The following is a 24,710-nucleotide window of genomic DNA, read 5'->3' on the forward strand; positions in this document are numbered from 1 at the left end:
TTTCGCTGTCGGTGCGGTGTCTCTACGCGCGTGCGTCGCGTCGGCGGCGGAACCATCCGCGCCTGGGTTCGCACCTGGGTTCGTGCGGGGCGTCGGTGGCTGGCGTCGCGGCTGCGGCCCGCGCGACGCGGCGCTCCACCCACGCGGCGACCTCCGCGTCGACGTCGTGCTCCGGCGTGACGACGGGCGGCCCGCCCTGCAGCTGCATGCGGGCGCGTCGGACGCGCGCGTTGAAGTCCGTCACGTGCTCGCGCACGTCGGCTTCGCGGGTGAGGGCATCGAGGCGCTCCGCCATCTCGGCGTGCTCGACGCGTAGGCGGAGCGCGGGCGGACCCAGCCCTTCGATGTTCTCCGACTGGATCTTGCGCCGGATCCACCAGTCCGGGTCGTGGTGCGTGCCGAGGCCGTCGATCGGCTTGCCCGCGCCGGGGAGGTCGTCGAACTCGCCCCGACGGATCGCCTGCTGGATCGCCGTCTCGATGTACGCCGCGCGGTCGTGGGCGGTGCGCAGCGGGGGTGGAGTGGATGCCGCGGCACGGGTCTGGTCGTCGCCGCCGGTGGGCTCCGTGGCTCGATCGCTCTGCGTAGCCCGATACTCCGTCGCACGGGTGCGGGGGTCGCGGTCGTGCGCGTCTGAGCTCACCTCTCCAGGGTACGTCCCCGCGCCGCCGGGGGAGCGGGGCGAGCGGTCATTCGAATCGCTCGAGCGGGTTGGCTGCGAGTTTCGAGATGATGCCTCCGTCGACCAGGCGCCGCGCGGCCGTGTCGGGCTTGCGGGCGGCCTGATCGATGACGCAGGCGCCGAACTCGGCGGCGAGGGCGCCGCGGGGGTGGCGGGCGAGGACCTCGCGCCGGAAGGTTTCGGGGAGGGCGTCGGGGCGGGCGCCCGAGATGTCGAGACCGGTCGCGATCTCGAGCAGATACCCCTCGGCGTCCATCGCCGGGTCGACGGCGGGCCAGTTGTGGCGGACGATCACGTCGAGCACCCGCTGACGTCGACCCGGCCCCCACCCGGCGCCCGCGGTGAGGGCGACGGCGACGTGACCGCCGGCGTGCTCGTACGAGATCGTGTGGTTGTCGAACGCGGTGACGGTGCCGATGTCGTGCAGCACGGCCGCGACGTAGAGCAGCTCGTGATCGATGTCGTGGATGCCGTCGACGCGGGCGAAAGCTTCGGCCCACAGCCATGAGCGGAGGGCATGCGCGGTGAGGGCGGGTGATTGGTACTCGCGGGCGAGGGCGAGCGCTCCGCGCGCGGCGATCGTGTCGGGCGCGGTGATGTCGGCGAGGCGCATGGGATCAGTCTGGGGCGCACGTCTCGCGAGCGGTCGCCGGGTTTGTGCCGAGCAGCGGCGGATATCTGCCACACGGTGCTCAGAACGGTGGCGGGTCGGCCGAGGGGTGCCCAGAGGTGCTGCCGGGAGGAGCGACGGACCTACGCCGCGATGACCAACAGCATTCTTCACCACATCGGCGGATCGCGGGTTCTGCCGACCGCCGGGCCGTGCGGAACGACTGGCCTTACCCCACCAGTCGTTCTGCTCCGAAGAACAGCCGCCATTCGCGGATCGTCCTGTCGAGCAGTCCGGCTTGGTTGAACGGGTCGTCGTCGATCAGAGAAGCCACCTGTGCGGCGTCGTCCGCGCAGACCACGAGGAGAGCTCCGGGTGTGGCATCGTCGCCCGTCGGCCCGCTCGCTCGCAGCGCGCCTGCCGTGAACAGGGATTCGAGGAACTCAACGTGCGAAGGACGCAGTTCGTCGCGAGCAGCTTCCGTGTCGGGACGATAGCGATAGGAGACGGCGTAGATCGGCATGCGGTCCTTTCGGCGTGTGCGGGTCAGACAAGCCGATCAGGTGCGGGCAGCGGATGGCGACGGGCTGCCGTTGAACGGAATGCGAGGATACGGCGATGCGAGCCGCCCGTATCGTCGTCGGCTAGCGCCCCCCGAAAGGCGCGCATCGACGAAGCCGTCGATCATCTTTCAATGACGAAAGGAACGCAGTCACATGCACCGTCCACATCTCCGATCAGTGGCAGTGGTCGCCGCAGGCGCTCTAGCCTCTGTGCTCGCTCTGGCAGGGTGCTCGGCGACCACCGTCAACGACAACCCCTCCGGGGGCGCGGCGTGCGCGACGCCAGCCAAGAAGGAGGACGTCCACATCTATCTCGGTATCGGCACGCTCGACAACGACTATTTCCAGGACTTCATCACGGGGGTGAACACGATGGCTGCGGCGATCGGGCTCTCCGACGACCAGGTGAGCGTCTACACCGACGATTACGACGGACAGAAGCTCATCGACACGATGAGCTCGGTCCTGGCCACCGCGAAGAACGGTGACATCATCATCGCCGATCCCGCATCCTCCGCTTACACGAAATCGCTCGTCGAGCTCGCGCAGAGCAAAGGCGTTCGCATCGTCACGATCTGGAACCGCCCCGGCGACATCCACCCCTGGGACACCGGTGGTGGCTGCTGGATCGCGCATCAGTCGTTCGACATGATCCAGGCGAGTCAGGAGACCAGCCAGGCCCTCTTCGATGCGATCGGCGGCGAGGGAGGCATCGTTGCGATCGACGGCGTGCCCGACAACCCGACCGCGCAGGAGCGCAAGCTCGGGCTCGCGCGGGCGTTGGCCGCCAACCCCGGTGTCACGCTGCTCGACTCGCAGCCGGCAGACTGGCAGGCCGCGAAGGCACAGGCGGTGACGGAGCAGTTCCTCGGCAAGTATGGGGATCAGATCTCGGCTGTGTGGGGCGGCAACGACGACATGGGCTTCGGAGCCGTCGAGGCGCTGCGTGCGCAGGGGAAGTCGGGCAAGGTCCCGTCCAACGGACTGGATGGAACACAGAAGGCGTTGAAGGCCATCCAGTCGGGCGAGTTCGCCGCCTCGGCGGTCGTGCCGGGCATCGAGGAGGGTCTCGTGACGACGACGCTCGCGTACGCAGCCACGGTCGGCGACCTCGACGTGTCGAAGCTGACGAATGAGCAGCGTGACTTCTACCTCAAGGTGGGCGTGGCAACGGCCGCGAACGTCGTGGACTTCCTGACCCCCTTCGACCTCAGCGCCGTCACCTATGAGGCATATCTCGCAAACCCGTGGAAGCTCAGCTCCGGTCAGGTTCGCGACGAGGTTCCGAGCGAGTAGGCGGACGATGTCATCCAGGTCGCACGTGGTCCTCGACGCGGTGGGGGCGGGTGCAGTCGCCGTCCCCACCGCGGGCCGCACTGCGGGATCTCTCGGTCGCGATGTTCTCCGGGGCGGCGGTCCGCTCCTGCTTCTGGTCGTATTGTGCATCGGACTGACCATCGTCCAACCGCAGTTCGCGACGACGAGCAACCTCATCACCATCCTGAACCAGGCCGCCGTCCCGCTCGTGGTGGCCTGCGGGATGACGGTCGTGATCCTCATGGGGAGCATCGACATGTCCACGGAAGGCGTCATGGCGACGGTCGGCGTCGCAACGTCGCTCCTCGTCGCCAACACGACCAACGGACTCGACCTCGGGCTCGTCGGTGTCCTCGCCGCGCTCGCGATCGGAGCGACCTTCGGTGCGGTCAGCGGGCTGCTGGTCACCCGACTTCGCATACCCTCGCTCATGGTGACCCTCGGAATGTGGTTCGTCGGGCTGGGGCTGGCCAGCTTGCTGTACCCAGCGCGCCAGTCGGGCATCGAGGACGAGGGGCTTCGCGCTCTCGCGCTCGTGCGTGTCGGAGGGTTGACACTGAACTTCTTCCTAGCGCTCGCCGTGGTGGCGATCCTGTTCGCCGCCCTGCGGTGGAGCGCGTTCGGTCGCACTGTCTACGGGATCGGCGGCGGCGAGCCTCAGCTGCTCCTGGCGGGAGTGCGCGTGAGCCGTTACAAGATCGGCGCCTTCGCGATCAGCGGCGTGTGCGCCGCCCTGGCAGGCGTGATGATCACCGCGCAGATCGGCCTGGGCAGCCCGACCGCAGGGTACGACCAGCTCTTTCCCGCCATCAGCGCCGTCGTCATCGGCGGCACGCTGTTGAGCGGAGGGCGCGGAGGCATCCTGCACACCGTCGTAGGAGTCATGACCCTCGTCGTGCTGCGCAACGGGATGCTGTTGGTGGGCATCGACCCCTACTTGCAGCAGGCCGTCATCGGGGTCGCACTGGTCGTCATCGTCGCCGCTGCGACCTGGCGTGAACGGGGAAGGCTGAGGGCCATCAAATGAGCACTGCACCACTGACCGCGACGTCGAGCCTCGCCGTCGAGAACCTGACCAAGCGGTACGGGCATGTCTCTGCGCTGGATGGCGTCACGCTCCACGTCAACCCCGGGGAAGTCGTGGGCATCGTCGGTCAGAACGGCGCAGGCAAGTCCACTCTCCTGAAGACCCTCGCCGGCGTGATCCAGCCGGACAGCGGCCACGTGCTGATCGGCGGGCGACCGACGACGGTGCGTTCGCCCGCCGATGCCGCGCACAAGGGGATCGGCATCGTCTTCCAGGAGCAGTCCCTCATCGACAACCTCACGGTCGCCGAGAACATCTTCCTGGGGCGCAGGCCCCGCGCCACGCGGGGCGGGCTGTACCGATGGAGCGCACTGCGTCAGGAAGCCGCAACGCAGTTGGCGAAGATCGACTCCCCCGTCGATCCCGCGCGCGTGGTGGGCACGCTCTCGTTCGTCGAGAAGCAGATGGTGGAACTCGCGAAGGTCCTCTCGCTCGAAGAGCACGTGGACGGTCACCTCACGATCCTTCTCGATGAGCCGACTTCGGTGCTCTCACCGACGGAGATCGAGCTCCTGTTCGCCGAGATCCAGCGCATCAAGCAGCGATCCTCCGTGGTCTTCGTGTCGCATCGCATGGACGAGGTGCTGGCCGTCTCGGACCGCATCTACGTCATGAGCAACGGCCGTTGCGTCGCCGAGCGGGACCCCGCGGAGTGCGACGAGGAGGAGCTGTACCGGCTGATGGTCGGTGAGGAGAAGCAGGAGGACTACTACTTCGCCGGCCTTCGCCCGCACAGCGGCAGCGAGGAGGAGAGGCTTGTCGTGGAGGGACTCTCCTCTCCGCACGGCTTCACCGATGTCTCGTTCTCGTTGCGGTCGGGGCGCGTCCTGGGCATCGGCGGAGTGGTCGGATCGGGACGAGAAGAACTGTGTCGAGCGTTGTTCGGCGCGCGTCCGCGCGTTCGTGGGCGCATCCGCCTCGACGGAGAGGAGTTCCTGCCGTTGTCCCCTCGTCGCGCCATTGCACGCGGCATCGGCTTCGTGCCGGCCGAACGCAAGGTGGAAGGAGTGGTGATGGGTCAGAGCATCGCGCGCAACCTCACCTACGCGCTCCTGGATCGACTCGCCGTCGCCGGCGTCGTGCGCACGAGGAGCGAGGTCGCGAGGGTGTCGTCCTGGACCGCTCGGCTGCGCGTGAAGCTCGGTGACCCGTCCGATGACATCGCGACGCTCAGTGGCGGGAACCAGCAGAAGATCGCCCTTGCGAAGTGGCTGTGCCTTCCGGAGCTCAAGGTGCTCATCCTGGACCACCCCACGCGAGGACTCGACCTCGGCGCGAAGGCCGACGTGTACCGCACCATTCGGGAGGCGACGGTGAACGGTCTCGCCGTCCTCCTCCTCTCCGACACCCTCGATGAGTTGTTCGGCCTCAGCGACGACGTGCTCATCATGCGTGACGGGACGGTCACCGCGGAGTACCGTGACGTCGCGGCATCCAGTCCCTCATTCGACGACGTGCTGAAGAACATGGTGTGACATGACTGACATCTCCACTGCCGAGGTGCCCGGCGGCACTGCCCTCACGACCGACACCTCCGTCGTCCCGACAGCGCGTTCCCTCGCGCGTCGGCGTCGTCTGTCGGCGCTGATCCCTGTCATCACGCTGATCGTTCTGCTCGCGATCGTCTCGATCGCGCAGCCGAGCTTCCTGGGGATCGGCGCCCTCCAAGGCCAGCTCGTGCAGGCTGCGCCGATCCTCGTGTTGGCCGTCGGTCTTACGCCGGTCATCCTGCTCGGATGCATCGATCTGTCGATCGGTGCGCTCGCCTCGCTGAGTGCCGTGCTGCTGGCGATCTTCACCCCGGGACTGGGCATGGTCGGCGTCGTGATCGTGATCGCGGCGGCCGCTGCGACGGGCGCGCTGGTCGGCTTCGTCCAGTCCTTTGCGCAGATCCCCTCGTTCGTGGTGACGCTTGGCGCGCTGGGCGTCTACTCGGGATTGGCATTGGTGCTCTCCGGCGCCACGAGCAAGCCGCTCGGTGCGGGAGCCGCGTCGATCGCCTGGCTCGGCGGCACCGTCGCGCTGATCCCGGTGAGCTTCCTGATCGGGATCGTGCTGATCTTCGTGCTGGGGTGGGCGCTCCACGCGACCACGTGGGGGCGTCGCCTCTACGCGCTCGGCGCCGGCGAGCCGGCCAGCATCATGTCCGGCATCTCGCCGCGGCGGGTGCGCGTGGCGGCGTTCGCGGTGTCGGGCGGCTCGGCCGCACTGGCAGCGTGCTTCCTCGTCGCTCGCACGTCCTATGCGTCACCGACCATGGCCGACGCCTACCTGCTCCCGGCGCTCGCGGCCGTCCTCGTGGGCGGCACCGCCATCTCCGGAGGAGTCGGGTCGGTGTGGCGCACGTTGTGCGGCGCGCTGATCATCGTGGTGCTCCAGGCCGGTCTGGTCGTCATGGGCTTCGATCCCGTCGTCCTCAATCTCGCCTTCGGCGTCCTCGTCGTCGTCGCCGTCGCCGTGACGACAGACCGGCGCAAGCTGTCCGTCATCAAATGAGTACTACGACCTGAAAGACCAGAACAGAAAGGCATGACAATGACCGTCATCGACAACCCCGGCACCGTCGCCGCGCGCCGCGGACATCTGATCCCGGGCCACATCACGGCCGCCGACGCCCCCGTGTTCGAACGCCGGAGCCCCTTCGACGGCAGCCTCGTTGCCGAGGTCGTCCTGGGCACCCCTGCCGACACTCGCGCGGCGATCGCTGCGGCTCGAAACGCATTCGACCACGGACCGTGGCCGAAGCTCCCAGGAACCGAGCGCGCGAAGATCCTCTTGCGCTGGGCCGGCCTCGTGCGCGAGAACGCGGAGGAGTTGGCGCGGCTGGAGACGGCGGAGGTCGGAAAGCCCATCGGCTTCGCTCGTGCCGGGGACGTCCCCGCGACGCTGGACACCATCGAGGCGGCGGCGCTCGCCGCCGCGCACGTGAAGGGAGAGCTGCACGATGACCTCGGCGGCGCCATCATGGGTCTCGTGCGGCGTGAGCCGGTCGGCGTCGTCGGGGCGATCGTGCCCTGGAACTTCCCGGCGCTGCTGTACTCACACAAGGTGGCGTTCGCCCTCGCCGCCGGCTGCACCGTCGTCGTCAAGCCGTCCGAGTTCACCTCCGGCAGTGCAATCCTGCTGACACGGCTCGCGCATCGGGCGGGCGTGCCGGAGGATGCGCTGGTCCTGGTGACCGGGACCGGTCCCGATGCGGGCCAGCCGCTCGCGGAGTCGACCGACGTCGACCTCCTCTCGTTCACCGGCTCGACACGGACGGCACGGCTGTTGGCTGCAGTGGATCGCCCCTACCCGCAGGTGCAGCACTTCGAGCTCGGTGGGAAGGGGGCGACGATCGTGTTCGCCGATGCCGACCTCGATCAGGCCGTCGATGGCGCACTGTTCGGCTTCGCCATCAACAACGGTGAGACGTGCACCGCGGGTACTCGGCTGCTCGTCGAAGACGCCATCGCGGACGAGTTCGTGGCGAGGCTCGCGCAGAAGGCCGCGCAGCTTACGGTGGGCGACCCGTGGAGCGAGTCCACCGTCGTGGGTCCTCTCATCCATGCCCAGCACACGGCACGCGTGCGCGGTTTCATCGATGAGGCTGCCGCCGCGGGCAGCGTGGTGATCAGCCCCGAGCTTCCCGCTTCGACGAGCCCCGAGTCCTTCGTCGCGCCGACGATCATCGATCGCGTCGAGACGGACAGCCGGCTCTTCCAGGAGGAGGTCTTCGGCCCTGTGCTCGCGGTGAAGCGCTTCTCCGGCGTGGATGAGGCGGTCCGGCTCGCCAACTCGACCGTCTACGGACTGGCGAACAGCATCTGGACGTCCGACACTTCGACCGCCCTCACGGTCGCGCGCGCGCTCAAGAGCGGAACCGTGTGGATCAACACGATTCACGACACTCCCGGGACGCTGCCGTTCGGCGGGGTCGCGGGGAGCGGCATCGGTCGGGAGAAGGGCGTCGAGGGGCTCGTCGGCTTCACCCAGCTCAAGACGATCACCGTCCAGGTCGCACCGCGCTCGCCGATCTACGGCTGAGCGAGAGAAGAATCGAACGGAGAATGCACGTGAGGACCTATCGTGACGAAGACGCGGTCGATGTCGTCATCATCGGGGCGGGGCCGGCGGGCGCCGTCGCCGCCAAACGGTTGTCTGAGGAGGGCGACGTTTCGGTCGTCGTGCTCGAGCGCGGCGACTGGCAGGACTACTCGACGATCAGAGCGGACGAGCCCGACTTCGAGCTGTCCGGGGGACGGGACTGGAGCCCCCGGCCGCACGACCGGGCGCGTCCCTGGGACCAGGCGATCGACGAGAGTGACTCGGATGTCGGGGTCATGATCTGGAACGGGGTCGGGGGATCAGCGGTCGCGTATGCCGCGCAATGGCATCGGAACATGCCGTCCGACTTCCGCACGAGAACGCTCGACGGTGTCGGTGACGACTGGCCCATCTCCTACGAAGAGCTGGCGCCCTACTATCGCCGTATCGAACGCGACTTCGCCGTGTCTGGGCTCAACGGCGACCCCGCGTTCCCCGACACCGACTACCCGATGCCGCCTGTTCGTTTGCGCGCCTGGGGCGAGCGCATCGCCCGGGCGCACAACGAGCTCGGCTGGCATTGGTGGCCAGCTTCGAACGCGATCGCGACCACGTCATACGGTCGGCTTCGGCCCAACACCGAACGCGGGACGGAGATGGCGGGCAGTCCGGACGGCTCGAAGTCGACCCCCGATGTCACGCATTGGCCCGATGCCATCGCCGCCGGGGTCGAGCTTCGAGTGCGCTCCACCGTGGTGGGGATCGACACCGACGAAGCGGGTCGAGCGAACGCCGTCGTCTACCTCGACGCTGACGGCGTCGAACGCCGCCAGCGGGCGAGGATCGTGATCCTCGCCGCCAACGGCGTTCACACCCCGTGGCTGCTCCTCCGCTCGACGAGCAAGCGATTCCCGGATGGCCTGGCCAACACGAGTGGGCTCGTCGGCAAGCGGCTGATGATGCATCCGCTGAGCACGGTCGTCGGAGTCTTCGACGACCCGATCCAGTCGTGGCAGGGGGCATGGGGTCAGCAGGCCTATTCGATGCAGTTCTACGAGACGGACGCGTCGCGCGGGTTCGTTCGGGGTGCGAAGTGGGCGCTCACCCCCGCCGGCGGGCCGCTCGCAACGACCCTCGAGTATCCGTGGGGCAAAGCCGACTTCTGGGGTGAGGGCTTCCATCGCACCGTCGCCGCGCGAATGGGCCACGCGGCATCCTGGTCGATCATCAGCGAGGATCTGCCGTACGAGAGCAACACAGTGACCGTCAGTGACACGGTGACCGACGCGAACGGACTCGCCGTGCCGAAGATCACCTATCGGATCGACAAGAACAGCTCGGATCTGCTGCGCTGGCATGAGCAGCGTGCCGTGGAGTCGTGGCAGGCGGCAGGTGCATCCAGTACTGTGGTGGCCCCCGCCATCCGCAACACGGGGTGGCATCTACTCGGAACGGCGAAGATGGGCGCGGACCGACGTACCTCGGTGGTGGATGCCGACGGTCGATGCCATGACGTTCCGAACCTGTTCGTCTTCGACGGCAGCACGTGGCCGACCTCGTCGGGAACAAATCCGACGGCCACCGTCGTCGCGCTCGCACTGCGCAACACGGAGAAGCTCATTGAGAACCGTTCGTCCCAGGAGGTGCCGTCATGACCTCGATCGATCGCGAGCTCTTCGCCCGTCTCGCTGACGAGCTCATCCCCGCCGTTCCCGGGTTCCCGGCGCCCTCGGAGATCGGCGTGCACACCACGGGTCTGGACCGGCTCGCGCGAGTGCGTCCGGATCTGATCCAGCCGCTCGAGGACGCGCTCGTCTTCGCCGCCGACCACGCTCTCGACAGCGCATCGGTGTTGCGCGACCGCGACCCGGCACGGTTCAGCGCGGTGACGTCGTGCGCTGCCGGCATCTACCTGACCGAGCCGGTCGTCACACGGGCGTACGGGTATCCCGGACGCCCGCCTCTCGATGTCGGCGAGCCCCATGAGCGAATCGCCAGCTACACCGAACTGGCGCGGCCGGTCGTGGACCGAGGGTCCATATGGGCTTCCACACCCGCCCCGGCGGGGTGAGGGTCGCGGGGCGGAGAGCAGCGCGTGCGGAGGCATCCGACCGTGCGGTGCTCCCCGCCCCGACCGGGCTGGGACTCGACCTGCTCGGCTGACGGACTCCTTCAAGTCGACCACGTATGGGACCATCTCCCACGGGGCCTTGTCGTAGGGGTCGAGGTTCCCCACCATCGTCATGTCGCACAGAGCGGCGTCGACGCATGGGTCGGCTAGGTCAGTGCGGACTTACGGGCCCTCCTCGCACGCAGCGGCGAGGGGAGGGCCTGTGCAGGCCGCGAGTGGGACGGAGGATGGGGCATGGCGAACTCGCGCTCAGGGGAGTCCGTCGTCCAGCGCGTGGTGAGGATCATCGGCGCCTTCGACAAGCGTCGGACATCGATGACGGTCTCGGCTCTGGCGCGCCTCGTTGACCTGCCGCTGACCACGACGCATCGGCTCGTGCGCGAGCTCGTTGGCGAGGGGCTGCTCGACGTCACAGAAGGCCGCGTACGGCTTGGCCAGCGGCTCTGGGAGCTCGCCTCGCGTGGGTCGCGCACCGTCAACCTCGCAGAAGTCGCGCTTCCGTACATGGAGGACGTCCATTCCGTCGTGCAGCAGCACACGACCCTCGCGGTGCTCGACTCGGACGAAGTGCTCTACATCACGCGGCTGTCGTCGCACTCCCGCACTCGCAACATCACGACGGTCGCGGGCCGTCTGCCGGTGCATGCGTGCTCGTCCGGCCTGGTGCTCCTGGCGTTCTCGCCGATGGACTATCAGAACCAGATCCTCGCGCGAACGCTGACGAGGTTCACCGATCGCACCGTCACCGATGAGCGGAGCCTGCGGGCGCTCCTCGCCCAGGTGCGCACCTTGGGCTTCGCGTCTGTGCCCGGCATCATCGTGCCGGAGTCCTCTGGCATCGCCGTACCGGTCTTCGACGCGCAGGGCCAGGTCACCGCCGCATTGAACGTCATCGTCAACGTGGGCGAGGAAAGTCTCGACTCGACGGTGCCTGCGCTCAAGACCGCGGCGCGGGGCATCTCGCGAGCGCTCGGAGCTCGGCTGAGCCCCATCCCCCGTTGAACGGAAACCAGCTCCCGACACGGAGGCATCCTTGAAAGTCTGATCGCGCCCCGGGTACGGACCCGGCGCAGGGATTGTCGATGGAGACAGGAGCCAGCGTGCAGACGATCGTCGGGACAGTGCAGGATCGGTACGACCTCATCGTGGTGGGATCGGGTGCGGGCGGTCTGACCGCCGCCGTCACGGCCGCAGATGGGGGATTGCGAGTCCTCGTCGTAGAGAAGGCCGCCCAAGTCGGCGGCACCTCCGCCGTCTCGGGCGGCATGCTGTGGATTCCCGGCAACCATCTCGCTGCGGGCGCCGGATTCCGCGACGACCTGACAGCTGCGCGGCACTATGTCGAAGCGGTGGCGCGCGGGCGGGGTCGACGCGAGATCCTCGATGCCGCTGTGCTCCGCGGTCGCGACATGCTCGAGTACGTCACGACGCGGCTCGGGCTGCAGTTCCTCTACCTGGACAACTTCCCGGACTACTGCCAGCACCTCGAGGGCGCGGTCGCGGGGGGGCGGACGATCGAGCCGGCGCTGTTCGATGCGGATGCCGCGCTGGGTGATCTCCGCCGTCACGTCCGCACGGACGGCCGGCTGCCCTTCACGATGCAGGAGTACGAGGAGTGGGGCGCGTTCACCCGCTTCCCCCTGGACGAGCTGCACTCCCGCCAGAGCGCCGGCCTCGTCGCGAAGGGGCAAGCGCTCGTCGCCTCGCTGCTCGCGGCCGCCGTGGCCCGAGGCGTGACGGTCGCCGTGGAGGCGCGAGCGGAGGAACTCCTGCGCGACGAAGCTGGAGCGATCTGTGGCATCGTCGTCGATGGCGCGCCGATCACGGCGGACCGGGGAGTCGTGCTGGCAAGCGGGGGCTTCGAATGGGACGACGAACTCGCGGACAGCTTCCTCTCCGCGAGGATCTTCACGAAGTGCTCCCCGCCCTCGAACGAGGGAGACGGCTATCGCATGGCGCAACGCGTCGGTGCGAGCTTCCGTGGACTCCGGAACGCATGGTGGGCACCCATGGCCGTGATTCCGGGCGAACTGCGCGACGGCGCTCAGATCGGCACTCTCCTTCGATTCGAGCGTCAGGGGCCCGGCTCGATCATGGTCAATCGCCACGGCGAGCGCTTTGCCAACGAGTCGCAGAACTACAACGATCTCGCACACACGCTGCACTCCTGGGACTCGGCTTCCTACCGCCCGCTCAACACCCCCGTGCACGTCGTCTTCGATCAGCGGTACCTCGACGAGTACGGCCTGCTGACGCATCGTGCCGATGCGCCGACGCCGGACTGGCTCGTGTCGGGGCGCACGCTCGCCGAGCTCGCCGCCGCGATCGATCTGCCCGTCGATGCCCTCACCGCAACGGTGGAGCGCTTCAACCGGTTCGCGCGCGTGGGGGAGGACCCCGACTTCGGTCGAGGCCAGAGCGCCTACGACCGCTACTGGGGTGACGCGCACAACCCGTACCCGAACCCGAGCCTTGCACCGCTGGAGCAGGGCCCCTTCTATGCGCTGCGCGTGGTCAACGGGTGCTTCGGCACGAGCGGAGGCGTCATGACCGATGGCGAGGCGCGAGCGCTCGACGCGGATGGGCGACCGATCCCCGGGCTCTATGCGGTCGGCAATGTCAGCGACAGCGCGTATGGCGCAGGCTATCCCGGTGCGGGTGCGACCCTGGGTCCGTTGATGACGATGGGCTACCTCGCCGCGGTGGCCGCGGTGGGCGCTGCGCACGGGGTCTGACTCCCGCGCGGGGAACAACCTCCGTCAGGCATCCTGACGGAGGTTGTTCCCCGCTGTCTCCCCGCCGTCGATGGCGATGCTCGCTCCGGTGATGAACCGGGACTCGTCCGACGCGAGGAACACGATGAGCTCCGAGATCTCCTCCGGCGCGGCGTCCCTCCCCAGGGGAATCTGACCGAAGCCGCGCTGCAGACCCGCGGTGAGCGGGGTGCGGACCGAACCCGGGTGTACGGAGTTGACCCGGATGCCGAACGGCCCCAGATCCAGAGCGCTGGTCTTGGTCAGCCCCTGCACTCCCCACTTCGCTGCCGAATATGCCGCTCGGTTCTTGAAGCCGGTGAGCCCGGCGATCGAGGAGATGTTGATGACGGAGGCGCTGCCTGACGCCTTGAGGGCCTCGACAGCGGTGTGCATGCCGATGAAGTTCCCGGTCAGGTCGATGTCGATCGTGCGCCGCCAGTCCGCCACGGTCGCTTCCGCGACGGAGCCGCGACTGAAGATCCCCGCGTTGTTGATGAGCACATCGAGATGTCCGAAGCGGTCGACGGTCGCCGCCACCGCGTGCCGCCATGACTCCTCGTCGGTGACGTCGAGATGGACGAACAGGGCGCGCTGCGCACCGAGCTCGGCGGCCACGCGGGCTCCGTCCTCCTCCAAGACATCGCCGATGACCACGCTCGCTCCCTCTGCGACGAGGGCACGCGCGTGGGCCTCACCCATGCCGCGCGCACCGCCCGAGATGAGAGCGACTCTGCCGGCCACCCGTCCTGTAGTAGCGCTCATGCGTCTGTCCTCTCCGTGTGTGCCGAGCGGGAGACGTTCCCGGAGAGCTCGGCGATGTCCCGGCCCGCGCGGTACCCGAAGGCCAACGCAGGACCGATGTGGCTTCCGTACCCCGGGTAGCCGCCTCCGAACACGCTGACGGCCGCCGCGCCGGCCGCGTAGAGGCCGGGGATCGGTTCGTTCTGGTCGTCGACGACGCGACCGCGGTCATCGACGGCGATTCCGGCGAAGGTGCCGAGGTCGCCCATCTGGATCTTCGCTGCGTAGAACGGGCCCTTGTCGAGCGGAGCCAGGTTCGGGTTGGGGGTGTGCGTGGCATCGCCCCGGAAGTGGTTGTACTCCGTCGAGCCGCGGCCGAACGCCGTGTCCACCCCGCGGACGGCGTCCTTGTTGAACTCGGCGACCGTGGACTCCAGACCCGCAGGGTCGACGCCGATCCGTCGGGCGAGCGCGCGCAGGGTGCGCCCCTTCTGCAGATAGCCGGAACGGTAGAAGTATCCACGTGGCATCGGCCAGGGCTTCGCATAGCCGATGCCGTACTTGTGCATCGTCTTCGCATCGGCGATCACGTACGCCCAGGTGTCTTCCTCGGTTGCGTTGTGAGCGATCATGCGTCCGCCGAAGTCGTGGTAGCTGAGCGCCTCGTTGCCGAACCGTCGTCCGTGCCGGTCCACGGTGATCAGGCCGGGGAGCCCGATCGCCCGTAAGTGGGGGAAGAGGCGGGGAGACCCGTCTCGCAGATAGCGGAAGACGGTGACCGGTGCCCACGACCCGACCGATGAGACCGAGTCGTCGATCCGGCCTCCGGCTGTCACCGCGAGCCGGGCCGCATCGCCTCGGTGCCCGATCGTCGGCGTGAAGTGCTGGTCTCCGCTGGGGTCGTGCGGGAAGTAGCGTCGGCGAAGCTCGGGGTCGCCGGAGAACCCTCCTCCGGCGAGGATGACCCCCAGGCGTGCGTGGACGACTCCCGCGTGCTCACCTCCCACGCGCGCCCCCGTCACCGCACCCTGCTCGTCGCGAAGCAGCTCCTCGATGGGCGCATTCCTCCAGAGCCGGATTCCCGCATCGAGAGCACTGCGCACCATCAGTGTCATCAGCGCGTTGCCGTTGGAACGCATGACGGGACGTCGGTAGCGAGCCGCATCGAACCAGGTGCGCAAGAGGCGTCCGGTGACATAGGTGAATGCGCTGAGCGACTGGTTCACCCGGAAGAACTGCTGAATGTCGTTGCCGACCTGCGGCATGTAGCCGAAGACCGTGTACGACGACAGATAGGGCTGCATGAGCAGTCGATGGTCGCCGAGTATGCGCGCGTCAGTGTCCTTGGGGATGATGGCGCGACCTCCCAGGCGCGCGCCCGGGAGGTCCATCTGATAGTCCGGTGCTTTCGCCGGGTAGTCGAATTCGACGGCCGTGCGCTGCTCGAGGAAATCGAGTGTCTCGGGGACCAGGTCGAGGAATGCGTCGACACCGGCCTCGTCGAAGGTGTCGGGTGCCAAGGCGCGCAGATACGTGATCTGGTCGTCGCGGGTGTCGCCGCCTGCGGCACCTGCTCGATTGCCCGGCATCCATGCCCAACCGGCCGAGATGGCGGTGGTACCGCCGAAGTACGGCTCTCGTTCGGCAACGATGACACTGAGCCCGTCCGCCGCCGCCCGAAGCGCGGCGGCGAGTCCGGCGACTCCCGATCCCATCACGAGGACATCGACGGTGGATTCCTTCGGTCGGCTCATAGCCCGATCGCTCCTTCTGCTTTGCGTTGAGTGCGGACCGCTCACAGGTGGACTCGGATCGGGCGAAGCGCCGGCCGCGGCGCGCCCGTCACCCGCGTCGACGTGAGGCTATCCAACTGTGCGCAGAGGGACTCCGTGATTCAAGCGGAGTGCCCATTCAATGGCAGACGGGGCGAAGGCTGAAGAAGTCCCGCTTCGGGAGTCGTCGAAGAAGAACATCAGTTCCTCGCACGTCAAGATCCTCGACGACTTCGGCGTCATCACCGGGCATCGGCAAGCCGATGCCCGGTGCGCCGCGCAGCAAAGACGCGCTGCGGCCGCGGCGTCTTCGAAGGTGAAAAGCCGAGCTGATCAGATTGAAGCTGTTCGAGAACTCAGCGAGCAAGATCGCGTAATTCCGCGATCAATCTGTGGAGGGGCTGACGGGAATCGAACCCGCGCTGTCTGCTTGGGAAGCAGAAGTTCTGCCATTGAACTACAGCCCCGCAGTCCTCCCTGGTGCGGAGGGCAACTCAGCCAGCATACCGCCCCAATCCGGTCAGACCCAAAGCCGCCCGCACGGTGAATCGCCGCCCTCGGGGGCGTCGGCGAGCGACTCGCGTTGCGGCTGGGGCGGTCCGGTCCGCTCCCCGGGCTCCATCAGCGCTTGAGCCCGCGGAAGTCGCTCTCGCGGAACTCGGTCTCGATGCGCGACCCGGCGCGTTCGATTTCACGCTCGCGCAGCTCGACCCGACGGATCTTGCCCGAGATCGTCTTCGGAAGCTCGAAGAACTCGACACGGCGTACCCGCATGTACGGTGGCATGTGCTCGCGGGCATGCGCGAGGATCGACCGCGCCGTTTCGGCATCCGCGCTCGCCGACGCGCTCAGGTGCACGTACGCCTTCACGACGTTCAGGCGTACGTCGTCGGGGGCGCCGACGACACCTGCTTCGGCGACGGCGGGGTGAGTGAGCAGGATCGACTCGACCTCGAAGGGCGAGACCTTGAAGTCGCTCGCCTTGAACACGTCGTCGGTGCGCCCGACGAAGGTGAGGAAGCCGTCGGTATCGCGCGTGGCGACGTCGCTCGTGTGGAAGAGTCCGTCGTGTTCGACCTTCGCGGTGCGGTCGGGTTCGCCAACGTACCCGGGGGTGAGGTTCACGGGTCGCACGGGCGTCGTCGGCAGGCAGATCTCGCCCTCGTCGGTCTCTTCTCCCGTGACGGGGTCGATCAGCACGATGTCATTGCCGGGCAGCGGGCGCCCCATCGACCCGGGCTTCAGCCGCACCCCGGGGGTGTTGCCGATGACAGCGGTGAGCTCGGTCTGGCCGTAGCCGTCGCGGATCTGGACGCCCCACCACCCCTCGATCGTCGCGATCACCTCCGGGTTGAGGGGCTCGCCGGCCGACAGCAGTTCGCGCAGTGCGCGCGGGCGCTTCTCGAGGGATGCCTGGATGAGCATGCGCCACACCGTGGGCGGTGCGCAGAAGGTCGTGACGCCGCCGCGGTCGAGTTGGTCGACGAGGGCGACCGGATCGAACCGGCTGTAGTTGTACACGAACACGGTGGCCTCGGCGATCCACGGCGCGAAGAAGAGGCTCCAGGCGTGCTTGCCCCACCCGGGCGCGCTGATCGTCATGTGCACGTCGCCGGGGCGCACGCCGATCCAGTACATCGTGGACAGGTGTCCCACCGGATAGGTGAGGTGGGTGTGCTCGACCATCTTGGGCCGTGAGGTGGTGCCCGAGGTGAAGTAGATGATCGAGGCATCCGTCGACCGCGTCACGATTCCCGGTGCGTCGTCGCTCGCCGCGCCCGCGTCGTCGAAATCCCGCCAGCCCGGGCGGTCCGCCCCGACGCCGATGCGCACGAGCGTCGGGTCGAGGTCGTCGAACTTCGCGGCATCCGCCCGATCGGCGATGACGGCGCGGATGCCCGCCCGCTCGATCCGCTCGGCGAGTTCGTCGCGGCCGAGCACGACCGACGTCGGCAGCATCACGGCGCCGATCTTCATGATCGCGAGCATCGCCTGCCAGAGTTCCAGGCGATTGTCGAGCATCAGCATGACGCGGTCGCCATGCCCGAGTCCCAGCGCGATCAGCCAGTTCGCGACGCGGTTCGACTGGCGGCGCAGCTCGTCGAATGTGACGGATGCCTCTCGGCCGTCCTCTTCGACGATGCGCAGCGCTGTGTGGTCGTTGCCTTCGGCGATGCCGTCGAACCAGTCGACGGCCCAGTTGAAGTGCTCGCCCACATCGGGCCAGACGAACGCGGCGCGGGCGGCCTCAAGATCGGCCGCGGTCTCGAGCAGCAGGTCGCGGGCGGCGCGGAACGCGAGTCCGGCGGGTGAGAGGGTCATGATGGTCCTCGGATCTGCGCTGCGGGTGTGCCGCGCGTCGCCGCAAGTCTACGAGCGGGCGAGCGGTGCGGGCGGTCGGGAGGGCGTGCCTGGGCGTGGCGTCGCGCCGGTGCCGTGGCTGGCCGAGGCTGCCCGTCGGCCGTGAGCTTGCGGCGTGCCGCTCGTCTGCCGGGAGGCCCACAGTAGGCTGGCGGCGTGCTGCTGAGCGACCGTGACATCCGAGCCGAGATCTCTACCGGACGGGTCGGCCTCGACCCGTGGGAGCCGTCGATGGTGCAGCCGTCGAGCGTCGATGTGCGCCTCGACCGCTACTTCCGCCTCTTCGACAACCACAAGTACCCCTTCATCGACCCCGCCGAGGACCAGCCCGACCTCACCCACCTCATCGAGGTCGCGCCCGACGAGCCGTTCATCCTGCACCCCGGCGAGTTCGTGCTCGGCTCGACGTTCGAGCAGGTCACGCTCCCCGACGACATCGCCGCGCGCCTGGAGGGGAAGTCGTCGCTGGGGCGTCTGGGCCTCCTCACCCACTCGACGGCGGGGTTCATCGACCCGGGATTCTCGGGGCACGTGACCCTCGAGCTCTCGAACGTCGCGACCCTGCCGATCAAGCTGTGGCCCGGCATGAAGATCGGGCAGCTCTGCTTCTTCCGCCTGTCCTCGGCGGCCGAGAACCCCTACGGCACGGGCCCGTACCTCAACCGCTATCACGGGCAGCGCGGCCCCACGGCATCCCGCTCGTCGCAGAACTTCCACCGGACCGACGTCGGGTCGACTGACGCGGGAGCGCTCGGAGGCTGAGTCGCCCGAGTCGGAGGCCGTGTCCACGCCGGTTTTCGCCGCGACGGGGCTAGCCTCGTCAGCGGAGACGGGAGGTGTGGCATGCACCGTCATCATCACGCATCGGAGGATGCCTCGGTCGTCGTCGCGCGCCGGCCGAGGATCGTCGTCAGCGTCCTCCTCACCCTCATCGCCGTCGCCACGGCGGTCGGCGCTTTCGCGATGTGGCCGCACGGTGCCGCCGCCGCCCTGACGCCGGGATCGGCGCAGGTGGCCGTCGACGGCACGACGTTCCCGACCGCGACGGTGCAGTCGATCTCCCCGACGTGCGCGGGAGTGGGGGATGCCGGTGCGCCGACGGCGGGCTCGGGCTGCGAGACTGCGACGGTCACGATCCTCGACGGCGACCGAGCGGGAACGCGCGCGGACGTCCAGTTGCAGGGCCCGCTGGCCGCGGCGGGCATCAGCCCGGGCGACCAGGTCCGGCTGATGATCGCGCCCGCGGCGGCGCAGGCGTCCGGCGATCCGGGCACGGTGCAGGACGCGGCGCAGGGCCTGGCGCAGGGCACGGCGCAGGAGGCGGGGCAGGGCACGGCGCAGGACGCTGTGCCGGCCCCGGAGGAGCCCGGCGCGGCGACGCCGGGGGTCTCCGTCTTCGGCGTCGTGCGCACCGGCCCGTTCCTCCTCTGGGCGATCGTGTTCGTCGTGATCATCGGGCTCGTGGGACGGTGGCGGGGACTGCTCGCGATCGTCGGTCTCGGGTTCAGCGGCGTCGTCGTCGCGATCTTCACCCTGCCGGCTCTCTTGAACGGGTCGTCCGGCGTCGCCGTCGCCCTCGTCAGCGCCGGGGCGATGCTCTACGTCGTGCTCTACCTCGCGCACGGCGTCTCGATGCGCACGAGCGCGGCGCTCGCCGGCACCCTTGCCGGCGTGCTGATCACCGCAGTGATCGCGCAGCTCGCCATCGTGAGCACACGCCTCAGCGGCATCGCCGACGACGGCACTGGCACGCTGGCCGGGATGACGAGTCATCTCGACTTCCAGGGCCTTCTCGCCTGCGCGGTCATCATCGCGGGGCTCGGGGTGCTCAACGACGTGACCGTCACACAGAGCTCCTCGGTGTGGGAGCTGCGGGCGGCGGCGCCCCAGGCATCCCGCCGCCGCCTCTTCGCACAGGCCATGCGCATCGGGCGCGACCACATCGCGTCGACGATCTACACGATCGTCTTCGCCTACGCGGGCGCCTCGCTCGGCGTGCTGCTCCTCGTCTCCGTCGCCGACACCCCGCTGCTCACCCTCCTGAGCTACGACGACATCGCGACGGAGATCGTCCGCGCCGTGTGCAGCGGGATCGGGCTCGTCCTCGCCATCCCGATCACGACGGCGATCGCGGTCGCGCTCGTCCCGCCCACGCGCGTGGACGGAACCGAGCGGCCGCCGCGCGACGTGAGCGCGGAGGACATGTCGAAGATCGACTGGCTCCGATCGCTGCAGACTCCGGCCGGTTCGACGGGCGGCATCCCGGCGGGGGGCTGATCAGCGCGGGCGGCTGATCAGCGCGCGATGCGCGCGCAGTCGGCGCAGAGGCCGAACACCTCGAAGACGTGTCGTGTGACGGTGTAGCCGCGCGCCGCCGCGGCGGCCTGGATCCACTCCTCGGACGGAGGGTCGATCTCGTCGGACTTGCCGCAGTTCTCGCACACGAGGTGATGGTGGTGCGCGCCGTCGCCGCACGCCTTGTAGAGCTGTTCGCCCTCGACGGTGATCGCGTCGACGAGCCCCGCGGCGGTCAGCGCGTTCAGCTGGCGGTACACGGTGGCAAGACCCACGCGGTCGCCGCCCGCCTCGAGCTCGGCGTGCAGCTGCTGCGCGGAAGTGAACCCGTCCTTGCCGTCCAGAGCCTGCCGGATGGCCGCCTTCTGGGCGGTGCGGCGTACGCCGGTCGCTGCCGTCATCGGTGCCCCTCCCGTGGCTGGAAGGCCCAGTCTACGGCGGCATCCCGCGCCGCGGGCGGACGCCCGCCGGACGCACGGCGCACGCACCGTGGACGCGCGCCCGTCCTCACACCCGACTGCGCGCCTGTCGTCACGCCAGGCTGCGTGCCCGCACCGCGGCGATGACCCGGCACACGAGGTAGATCACGAACGAGATGGTCGTGATGAAGGGCGAGACGGGGAGTGTGCTGCCGATCGCGACGAGGATCCCGCCGACGGCCGAGACGAGCCCGAACACCATGCTGAGCAGCGGCACCGCAAGGCTCGACTTCACCACCTGCATGGCGGCCGCGGCCGGGGTGACCAGGAGCGCCAGCACCAGGAGCGCGCCGATCACCTGCACGGCGATCGCGACCGTCAGCGCCAGGGCGATCATGAAGACCACGGAGAGGCTTCGCGTCGGAACGCCGCGGGAGAGCGCGACGTCGGGGTCGAGCGAGTCGAACGACAGCGGCCGCCAGATGATGAGCAGCGCCGCGAGTACGACGACGGAGCCGCCCACGAGGAGGCCGAGCTTGTCGAAGCCGACGGAGACGATCTGCCCCGTGAGCAGGCCGAACTTGTTCGCCGACCTCCCCGGGTAGAGCGACAGGCAGAGGATGCCGATGCCGAGCCCGAACGGCATGAGGACGCCCACGATCGAGTTGCGATCTCGTGCCCGCGTGCCCAGGAGCCCGACGATGAGAGCCGCGAGGAGCGACCCGATCGTCGACCCGACGAGGACGTCCACGCCGAGCAGCAGTGCCACTGCGGCTCCGGCGAAGGTGAGCTCGGAGATGCCGTGCACCGCGAAGGCCATGTCGCGCTGCATCACGAAGACGCCGATGAGCCCGCCGACGATGCCGATGATGCCGCACGCGATCACGGAGTTGCCGACGAGGCCGAGCAGCTCGCCGTACCGGGACCAGTCGAAGATGTCGTCCATCACTCATGCTCCGCGTGGTGGGGGTGATCGTGGAGGTCGGCGTGCTCGATGTCCTCCGGCGCGCCGAGCCAGTGGGTGCCGTCGCCGCGGATCACGAGCGCGCGGTTCGCGACCTCGATGACGGGGGCCACGTCGTGAGAGATGAACAGGACCGCCGCACCGCGCCGCTGCTGCGCGATGGCGAGGTCCACGATCCCCTGCTTGTGCGCCACGTCGAGGCTCGACAGCGGCTCGTCGAGCAGCAGGATTGCCGGTTCGTCCACGATCGCCTGTGCGACGCGCAGCCGCTGCTGCTCGCCCCCCGAGAGGTCGCCGATCGGCCGCCGGGCGAGGTGCTCGCCGCCGACCGCCGCGATCGCCTTGTCGATGGCCGCCTTGTCGCCGCGGCGCAGCAGCGGCAGGCCGAACCGCGTTCCGGTGCGCCCGAGCGTCACGAGGTCGCGTCCCGTCAGCGGGGCGCCCCGCGGGATGATCCGCTGCTGCGGCACGTACCCGATGCGTCGATCGCCGCGGCGGGCCGGCTCGCCCAGCACTCGGACCGATCCGCGGTCGAGGTGGTCGAGACCGAGGATCGCCCGGAACAGCGTCGTCTTCCCCGCGCCGTTCGGGCCCAGGATGACGATGAAGTCCCCGGGCGCGACGGACAGGTCGAGGTGATCGAAGATCGGTTTGTCGCGCGTGCTGATCGCCGCGTCGGCGAGCTCGAGAACGGGGCCGGTCGGGTCCGGCGCCGCACTCACTTCAGCGCTGCCTGAATGTTCGCCACGTTCTCGGTCATCCACGAGACATAATCCTGCCCCTCGGGCAGCGTCTCGGAGAACTTGACGATCGGAACGTTCGCCGTGTCCGCCGTGGCGATGATCTGCTCGGCCTCCGGGCCCTCGGTCTGGGTGTTCAGGGCGAGGAAGTGCAGGCTGCCGCCGGTGATGAGGTCGGTCACCGACTTGAGGTCGGCGACGGAGACGCCCGTGCCCTCCTCGATCGCTTCGGCGAACGAGGGCGGCGTGACGTCGGTGCAGCCGGCGGCTTCGAGCAGGTAGCCGGGGACGGGCTCGGTCATGAGGATGTCGCCGCAGTCCTTCGTCCCCTCCACGGTGGCCAGCAGAGCGTCGAGCTTGCCGTCGAACTCGTCGAGGTTCGCCGCGAACGTGTCCTTCGCCGACGGGTCGAGCGTGGTCAGCTCGTCGGCGATCGCCGCCGCGACCTTCTTCATGCCCTCCAGCGAGTACCAGAAGTGCTCCGCGCCCATGCCCTCTTCAGTGAGTCCGGTGACCTTCTCGGCGGAGACCTCGGGGATGTCGACGTCGCCGACGAGGGTCGACATGAAGTCGTCGTAGCCCGCGCCGTTGAGCACGATGAGATCGGCGTTCGCGACGGCGAGCTTGTCCTGTGCGGTGGCCTCGAACTCGTGCGGGTCCTGCGAGGTGCCCTCGATGATGCTCGTGACGGTGACGTCGTCGCCGCCGATGGCCGAGGCGATCGATCCGTACACGTCGGTGGATGCCGCGATCGTGATCGCGCCGTCGTCGCCGGGGCTGCTCGCGCCGCCCGATCCGCCGGACGACCCGCCCGCGCATCCGGTCAGGACGAGCGACGCCGCCGTGAGGACGGTCGCGGACAGGAGGAGGGGGCGGATGATCTTCTTCACAGGGTGAGCTTACTGAGATTAGTTATCAATCTCAACTCGGGCTTCTCCGTCGAGAACGCACAACAGCACCGCTTTCGCGATGGGAGCGGTGCTGTCATGCGTTCTCGAGAGTCGGCGGGATGCCGGGGCGAAGACTATCCGAGCGCGACGGCCAGCTCGTTCGGCGTGTGGGGGAGGACGACGGATGCCACGACCTCGCCCGTCGTCAGGTCGACGGCGTGCACGCTGTTCGTCGCCGGCTCCGTGACGTACGCACGGTCGCCGTTCACCTTGATCGCGGGGTGCGGATCCTGCCACTGCACGGGGCCCGTCCACGCGCCGATCACCGGGTGGCTCGCCGCGATCTCGCCGCTCGCGGGGTCGAGCACGTGCACCTGCCCGTCGGTGGCGAGGATGTAGGCGAGGTCGCCGGGCCCGCGAGCGATGTCGCGGAAGGTGTACTGCACGTTCGGGGGCAGGGTCACGACCCGGTAGGTCTTCGCGGCCGTGTCGATCAGGGTGACCGCGTTCAGCAGGTAGCCCTCGGCATCCGGATCGTTCTTGTAGTCGCCGACGACGACGGGGCTCGTCTCGGAGACGTAGGCGTTGCCCATGCGGCCGTACGCGTCGGGCGCCGTGAACTTCGTGAAGGTGCCGTCGGAGTACAGCAGGGCGCCGTTCTCGCAGCCGAAGATCACGGCCTCGCCCTCGGCGGTGCCTTCACCGTGGATGCCGGGGCACTGGTCGCTCGATGCGAGATCGTGGTAGTGGTCGTCGTGAGGTTCGAGCGCGACGGCGCCGCTGCGGCCCTCCGCGGTGCCCACGGTGGTCAGGAGCGTCCCGTCCTCCAGAACGATCGAGACGCCGTGATGCGGGGATGCCGCCGTGTAGGTCGAGGTCTCGGGGGCGACGCCGTAGCCCTGGGCGAAGGCATCCGTATCGAGGATCGTCGTCGTGCCGGAGCCGTCGTCGAAGAGGACCGTCCTGCCGTGATGCGTGACGACGTGGCCGGCGGCCGTGGCGTCGAAGACGACGTCGGTGAGCGCGGGCGCCGTCGTGTCGAGCATCTGGAAGCCGGCGGAGGTCGTGACGGCGATCGTCTTGCCGTCGCCGAAGGCGTTCAGCCGCGTGAACTCCTCCGTCGCCAGTTCGTCGACGACCTCGAGGGTCTCGCCGTCGAGGACGGCGATCCCGCCCGCGTAGGAGACGGCGACGCGGCCTTCCGTGGTCGTGGCCGTGCCGGTCGGCGAGGTATCCGCTCCGGCGGGGGCTCCGGTCGTGCCGGCGCAGGCGGTGGCGACGAGCGCGAGGCCCGCGAGCCCCGCGACGGCCGCCGCGATTCGCATGGTGTGGTGCATTTCTCCCTTTCGTGTGCGC

The 24,710-nt window shown here is 68.8% G+C and carries 22 protein-coding genes and 1 tRNA gene; 11 read left to right on the forward strand and 12 right to left on the reverse strand.

The annotated features are described in order from the left end of the window. Nucleotides 1-22: 22 nt before the first annotated feature. The 3 genes from J0I43_RS08885 to J0I43_RS08895 form a co-directional block, all read right to left on the reverse strand. Complete coding sequence (locus J0I43_RS08885) at nt 23-643, reverse strand: DUF1992 domain-containing protein (protein ID WP_292862209.1); 621 nt, start codon at nt 641-643, stop codon at nt 23-25. A gap of 46 nt (nt 644-689) precedes the next feature. Continuing rightward, nucleotides 690-1,295: an HD domain-containing protein gene (locus J0I43_RS08890; RefSeq protein WP_292862212.1), complete on the reverse strand. Its 606-nt coding sequence runs from the start codon at nt 1,293-1,295 to the stop codon at nt 690-692. A gap of 226 nt (nt 1,296-1,521) precedes the next feature. Further along, entirely contained in the window at nt 1,522-1,815 is a 294-nt protein-coding gene (locus J0I43_RS08895; RefSeq protein WP_292862215.1) for a YciI family protein, read from the reverse strand. Between the two features lie 250 nt (nt 1,816-2,065). Between J0I43_RS08895 and J0I43_RS08900 the strand changes: the two genes are divergently transcribed. The 9 genes from J0I43_RS08900 (at nt 2,066) to J0I43_RS08940 (ending at nt 13,151) form a co-directional block, all read left to right on the forward strand. After that, a complete protein-coding gene (locus tag J0I43_RS08900) occupies nt 2,066-3,151 on the forward strand; it encodes a sugar ABC transporter substrate-binding protein (protein WP_292862218.1) in 1,086 nt (361 codons plus the stop codon). Nucleotides 3,152-3,158: 7 nt separating this feature from the next. Next, the gene (locus J0I43_RS08905; protein WP_292862221.1) at nt 3,159-4,199 is read left to right on the forward strand and encodes an ABC transporter permease; all 1,041 of its coding nucleotides are present in this window, start codon (nt 3,159-3,161) and stop codon (nt 4,197-4,199) included. Further along, nucleotides 4,196-5,734 carry a sugar ABC transporter ATP-binding protein gene (locus J0I43_RS08910; protein WP_292862224.1) on the forward strand — a complete coding sequence of 513 codons (1,539 nt, stop codon included), beginning with the start codon at nt 4,196-4,198 and terminating at the stop codon, nt 5,732-5,734. The genes J0I43_RS08905 and J0I43_RS08910 overlap by 4 nt, the downstream gene beginning before the upstream one ends. Before the next feature lies 1 nt (nt 5,735). After that, a complete protein-coding gene (locus J0I43_RS08915; protein ID WP_292862227.1) occupies nt 5,736-6,755 on the forward strand; it encodes an ABC transporter permease in 1,020 nt (339 codons plus the stop codon). A 39-nt stretch (nt 6,756-6,794) separates the two neighbouring features. Then, on the forward strand, nt 6,795-8,285 hold the full coding sequence (locus J0I43_RS08920; protein ID WP_292862230.1) for an aldehyde dehydrogenase family protein: 1,491 nt from the start codon (nt 6,795-6,797) through the stop codon (nt 8,283-8,285). Nucleotides 8,286-8,314: 29 nt separating this feature from the next. Next, nucleotides 8,315-9,940: a GMC oxidoreductase gene (locus J0I43_RS08925; protein ID WP_292862233.1), complete on the forward strand. Its 1,626-nt coding sequence runs from the start codon at nt 8,315-8,317 to the stop codon at nt 9,938-9,940. After that, nucleotides 9,937-10,356, forward strand: coding sequence for a hypothetical protein (locus tag J0I43_RS08930; protein WP_292862236.1), 420 nt, complete (start codon nt 9,937-9,939; stop codon nt 10,354-10,356). Before J0I43_RS08925 ends, J0I43_RS08930 begins: the two co-directional genes overlap by 4 nt. Before the next feature lie 294 nt (nt 10,357-10,650). After that, nucleotides 10,651-11,418, forward strand: a complete 768-nt coding sequence (locus J0I43_RS08935; protein ID WP_292862239.1) for an IclR family transcriptional regulator — start codon at nt 10,651-10,653, stop codon at nt 11,416-11,418. 80 nt (nt 11,419-11,498) lie between these two features. Next, the gene (locus J0I43_RS08940) at nt 11,499-13,151 is read left to right on the forward strand and encodes an FAD-dependent oxidoreductase (protein ID WP_292862242.1); all 1,653 of its coding nucleotides are present in this window, start codon (nt 11,499-11,501) and stop codon (nt 13,149-13,151) included. Nucleotides 13,152-13,175: 24 nt separating this feature from the next. Here the strand turns inward: J0I43_RS08940 and J0I43_RS08945 are convergent, their stop codons facing one another. From J0I43_RS08945 to J0I43_RS08960, 4 genes are all read right to left on the reverse strand, one after another. Beyond that, nucleotides 13,176-13,934 carry a glucose 1-dehydrogenase gene (locus J0I43_RS08945; protein ID WP_292862245.1) on the reverse strand — a complete coding sequence of 253 codons (759 nt, stop codon included), beginning with the start codon at nt 13,932-13,934 and terminating at the stop codon, nt 13,176-13,178. Continuing rightward, a complete protein-coding gene (locus tag J0I43_RS08950; RefSeq protein ID WP_292862248.1) occupies nt 13,931-15,667 on the reverse strand; it encodes an FAD-dependent oxidoreductase in 1,737 nt (578 codons plus the stop codon). Before J0I43_RS08950 ends, J0I43_RS08945 begins: the two co-directional genes overlap by 4 nt. Nucleotides 15,668-16,078: 411 nt before the next feature. Next, a tRNA-Gly gene (locus tag J0I43_RS08955) sits at nt 16,079-16,152 on the reverse strand. Between the two features lie 154 nt (nt 16,153-16,306). Then, nucleotides 16,307-18,007, reverse strand: a complete 1,701-nt coding sequence (locus tag J0I43_RS08960) for an AMP-binding protein (protein ID WP_292862251.1) — start codon at nt 18,005-18,007, stop codon at nt 16,307-16,309. 195 nt (nt 18,008-18,202) lie between these two features. Here J0I43_RS08960 and dcd point away from each other — a divergent pair, with 195 nt between their 5' ends. Then, nucleotides 18,203-18,808: a dCTP deaminase gene (dcd, locus tag J0I43_RS08965; protein WP_292862254.1), complete on the forward strand. Its 606-nt coding sequence runs from the start codon at nt 18,203-18,205 to the stop codon at nt 18,806-18,808. Between the two features lie 81 nt (nt 18,809-18,889). Beyond that, nucleotides 18,890-20,323: a YibE/F family protein gene (locus J0I43_RS08970; protein WP_292862257.1), complete on the forward strand. Its 1,434-nt coding sequence runs from the start codon at nt 18,890-18,892 to the stop codon at nt 20,321-20,323. A gap of 17 nt (nt 20,324-20,340) precedes the next feature. On the opposite strand, the gene J0I43_RS08975 is transcribed toward J0I43_RS08970, so the two are convergent. The 5 genes from J0I43_RS08975 to aztD all read right to left on the reverse strand — a co-directional run bounded on the left by J0I43_RS08975 (nt 20,341) and on the right by aztD (nt 24,679). After that, complete coding sequence (locus J0I43_RS08975; protein WP_292862260.1) at nt 20,341-20,742, reverse strand: Fur family transcriptional regulator; 402 nt, start codon at nt 20,740-20,742, stop codon at nt 20,341-20,343. Between the two features lie 130 nt (nt 20,743-20,872). Further along, the gene (locus J0I43_RS08980) at nt 20,873-21,706 is read right to left on the reverse strand and encodes a metal ABC transporter permease (RefSeq protein WP_292862263.1); all 834 of its coding nucleotides are present in this window, start codon (nt 21,704-21,706) and stop codon (nt 20,873-20,875) included. Further along, nucleotides 21,706-22,446, reverse strand: coding sequence for a metal ABC transporter ATP-binding protein (locus tag J0I43_RS08985; protein WP_292862266.1), 741 nt, complete (start codon nt 22,444-22,446; stop codon nt 21,706-21,708). The genes J0I43_RS08980 and J0I43_RS08985 overlap by 1 nt, the downstream gene beginning before the upstream one ends. Then, a complete protein-coding gene (locus tag J0I43_RS08990; RefSeq protein ID WP_292862269.1) occupies nt 22,443-23,354 on the reverse strand; it encodes a zinc ABC transporter substrate-binding protein in 912 nt (303 codons plus the stop codon). Before J0I43_RS08990 ends, J0I43_RS08985 begins: the two co-directional genes overlap by 4 nt. 134 nt (nt 23,355-23,488) lie before the next feature. Continuing rightward, nucleotides 23,489-24,679, reverse strand: coding sequence for a zinc metallochaperone AztD (gene aztD, locus J0I43_RS08995; protein ID WP_292862272.1), 1,191 nt, complete (start codon nt 24,677-24,679; stop codon nt 23,489-23,491). Nucleotides 24,680-24,710 lie beyond the last annotated feature (31 nt).

Origin of the sequence: Microbacterium sp., assembly GCF_017305435.1 — a bacterium.
In the GTDB taxonomy this organism is placed as follows: Bacteria; Actinomycetota; Actinomycetes; order Actinomycetales; family Microbacteriaceae; genus Microbacterium.

Coding starts and splice junctions, on each gene's coding strand:
- J0I43_RS08890 (WP_292862212.1), bottom strand. CDS start 1,295: ATGCGCCTCGCCGACATCACCGCGCCCGACACGATCGCCGCGCGCGGA.
- J0I43_RS08895 (WP_292862215.1), bottom strand. CDS start 1,815: ATGCCGATCTACGCCGTCTCCTATCGCTATCGTCCCGACACGGAAGCT.
- J0I43_RS08905 (WP_292862221.1), top strand. CDS start 3,159: ATGTCATCCAGGTCGCACGTGGTCCTCGACGCGGTGGGGGCGGGTGCA.
- J0I43_RS08910 (WP_292862224.1), top strand. CDS start 4,196: ATGAGCACTGCACCACTGACCGCGACGTCGAGCCTCGCCGTCGAGAAC.
- J0I43_RS08915 (WP_292862227.1), top strand. CDS start 5,736: ATGACTGACATCTCCACTGCCGAGGTGCCCGGCGGCACTGCCCTCACG.
- J0I43_RS08920 (WP_292862230.1), top strand. CDS start 6,795: ATGACCGTCATCGACAACCCCGGCACCGTCGCCGCGCGCCGCGGACAT.
- J0I43_RS08930 (WP_292862236.1), top strand. CDS start 9,937: ATGACCTCGATCGATCGCGAGCTCTTCGCCCGTCTCGCTGACGAGCTC.
- J0I43_RS08935 (WP_292862239.1), top strand. CDS start 10,651: ATGGCGAACTCGCGCTCAGGGGAGTCCGTCGTCCAGCGCGTGGTGAGG.
- J0I43_RS08940 (WP_292862242.1), top strand. CDS start 11,499: ATGGAGACAGGAGCCAGCGTGCAGACGATCGTCGGGACAGTGCAGGAT.
- J0I43_RS08945 (WP_292862245.1), bottom strand. CDS start 13,934: ATGAGCGCTACTACAGGACGGGTGGCCGGCAGAGTCGCTCTCATCTCG.
- J0I43_RS08950 (WP_292862248.1), bottom strand. CDS start 15,667: ATGAGCCGACCGAAGGAATCCACCGTCGATGTCCTCGTGATGGGATCG.
- J0I43_RS08960 (WP_292862251.1), bottom strand. CDS start 18,007: ATGACCCTCTCACCCGCCGGACTCGCGTTCCGCGCCGCCCGCGACCTG.
- J0I43_RS08970 (WP_292862257.1), top strand. CDS start 18,890: ATGCACCGTCATCATCACGCATCGGAGGATGCCTCGGTCGTCGTCGCG.
- J0I43_RS08975 (WP_292862260.1), bottom strand. CDS start 20,742: ATGACGGCAGCGACCGGCGTACGCCGCACCGCCCAGAAGGCGGCCATC.
- J0I43_RS08980 (WP_292862263.1), bottom strand. CDS start 21,706: ATGGACGACATCTTCGACTGGTCCCGGTACGGCGAGCTGCTCGGCCTC.
- aztD (WP_292862272.1), bottom strand. CDS start 24,679: ATGCGAATCGCGGCGGCCGTCGCGGGGCTCGCGGGCCTCGCGCTCGTC.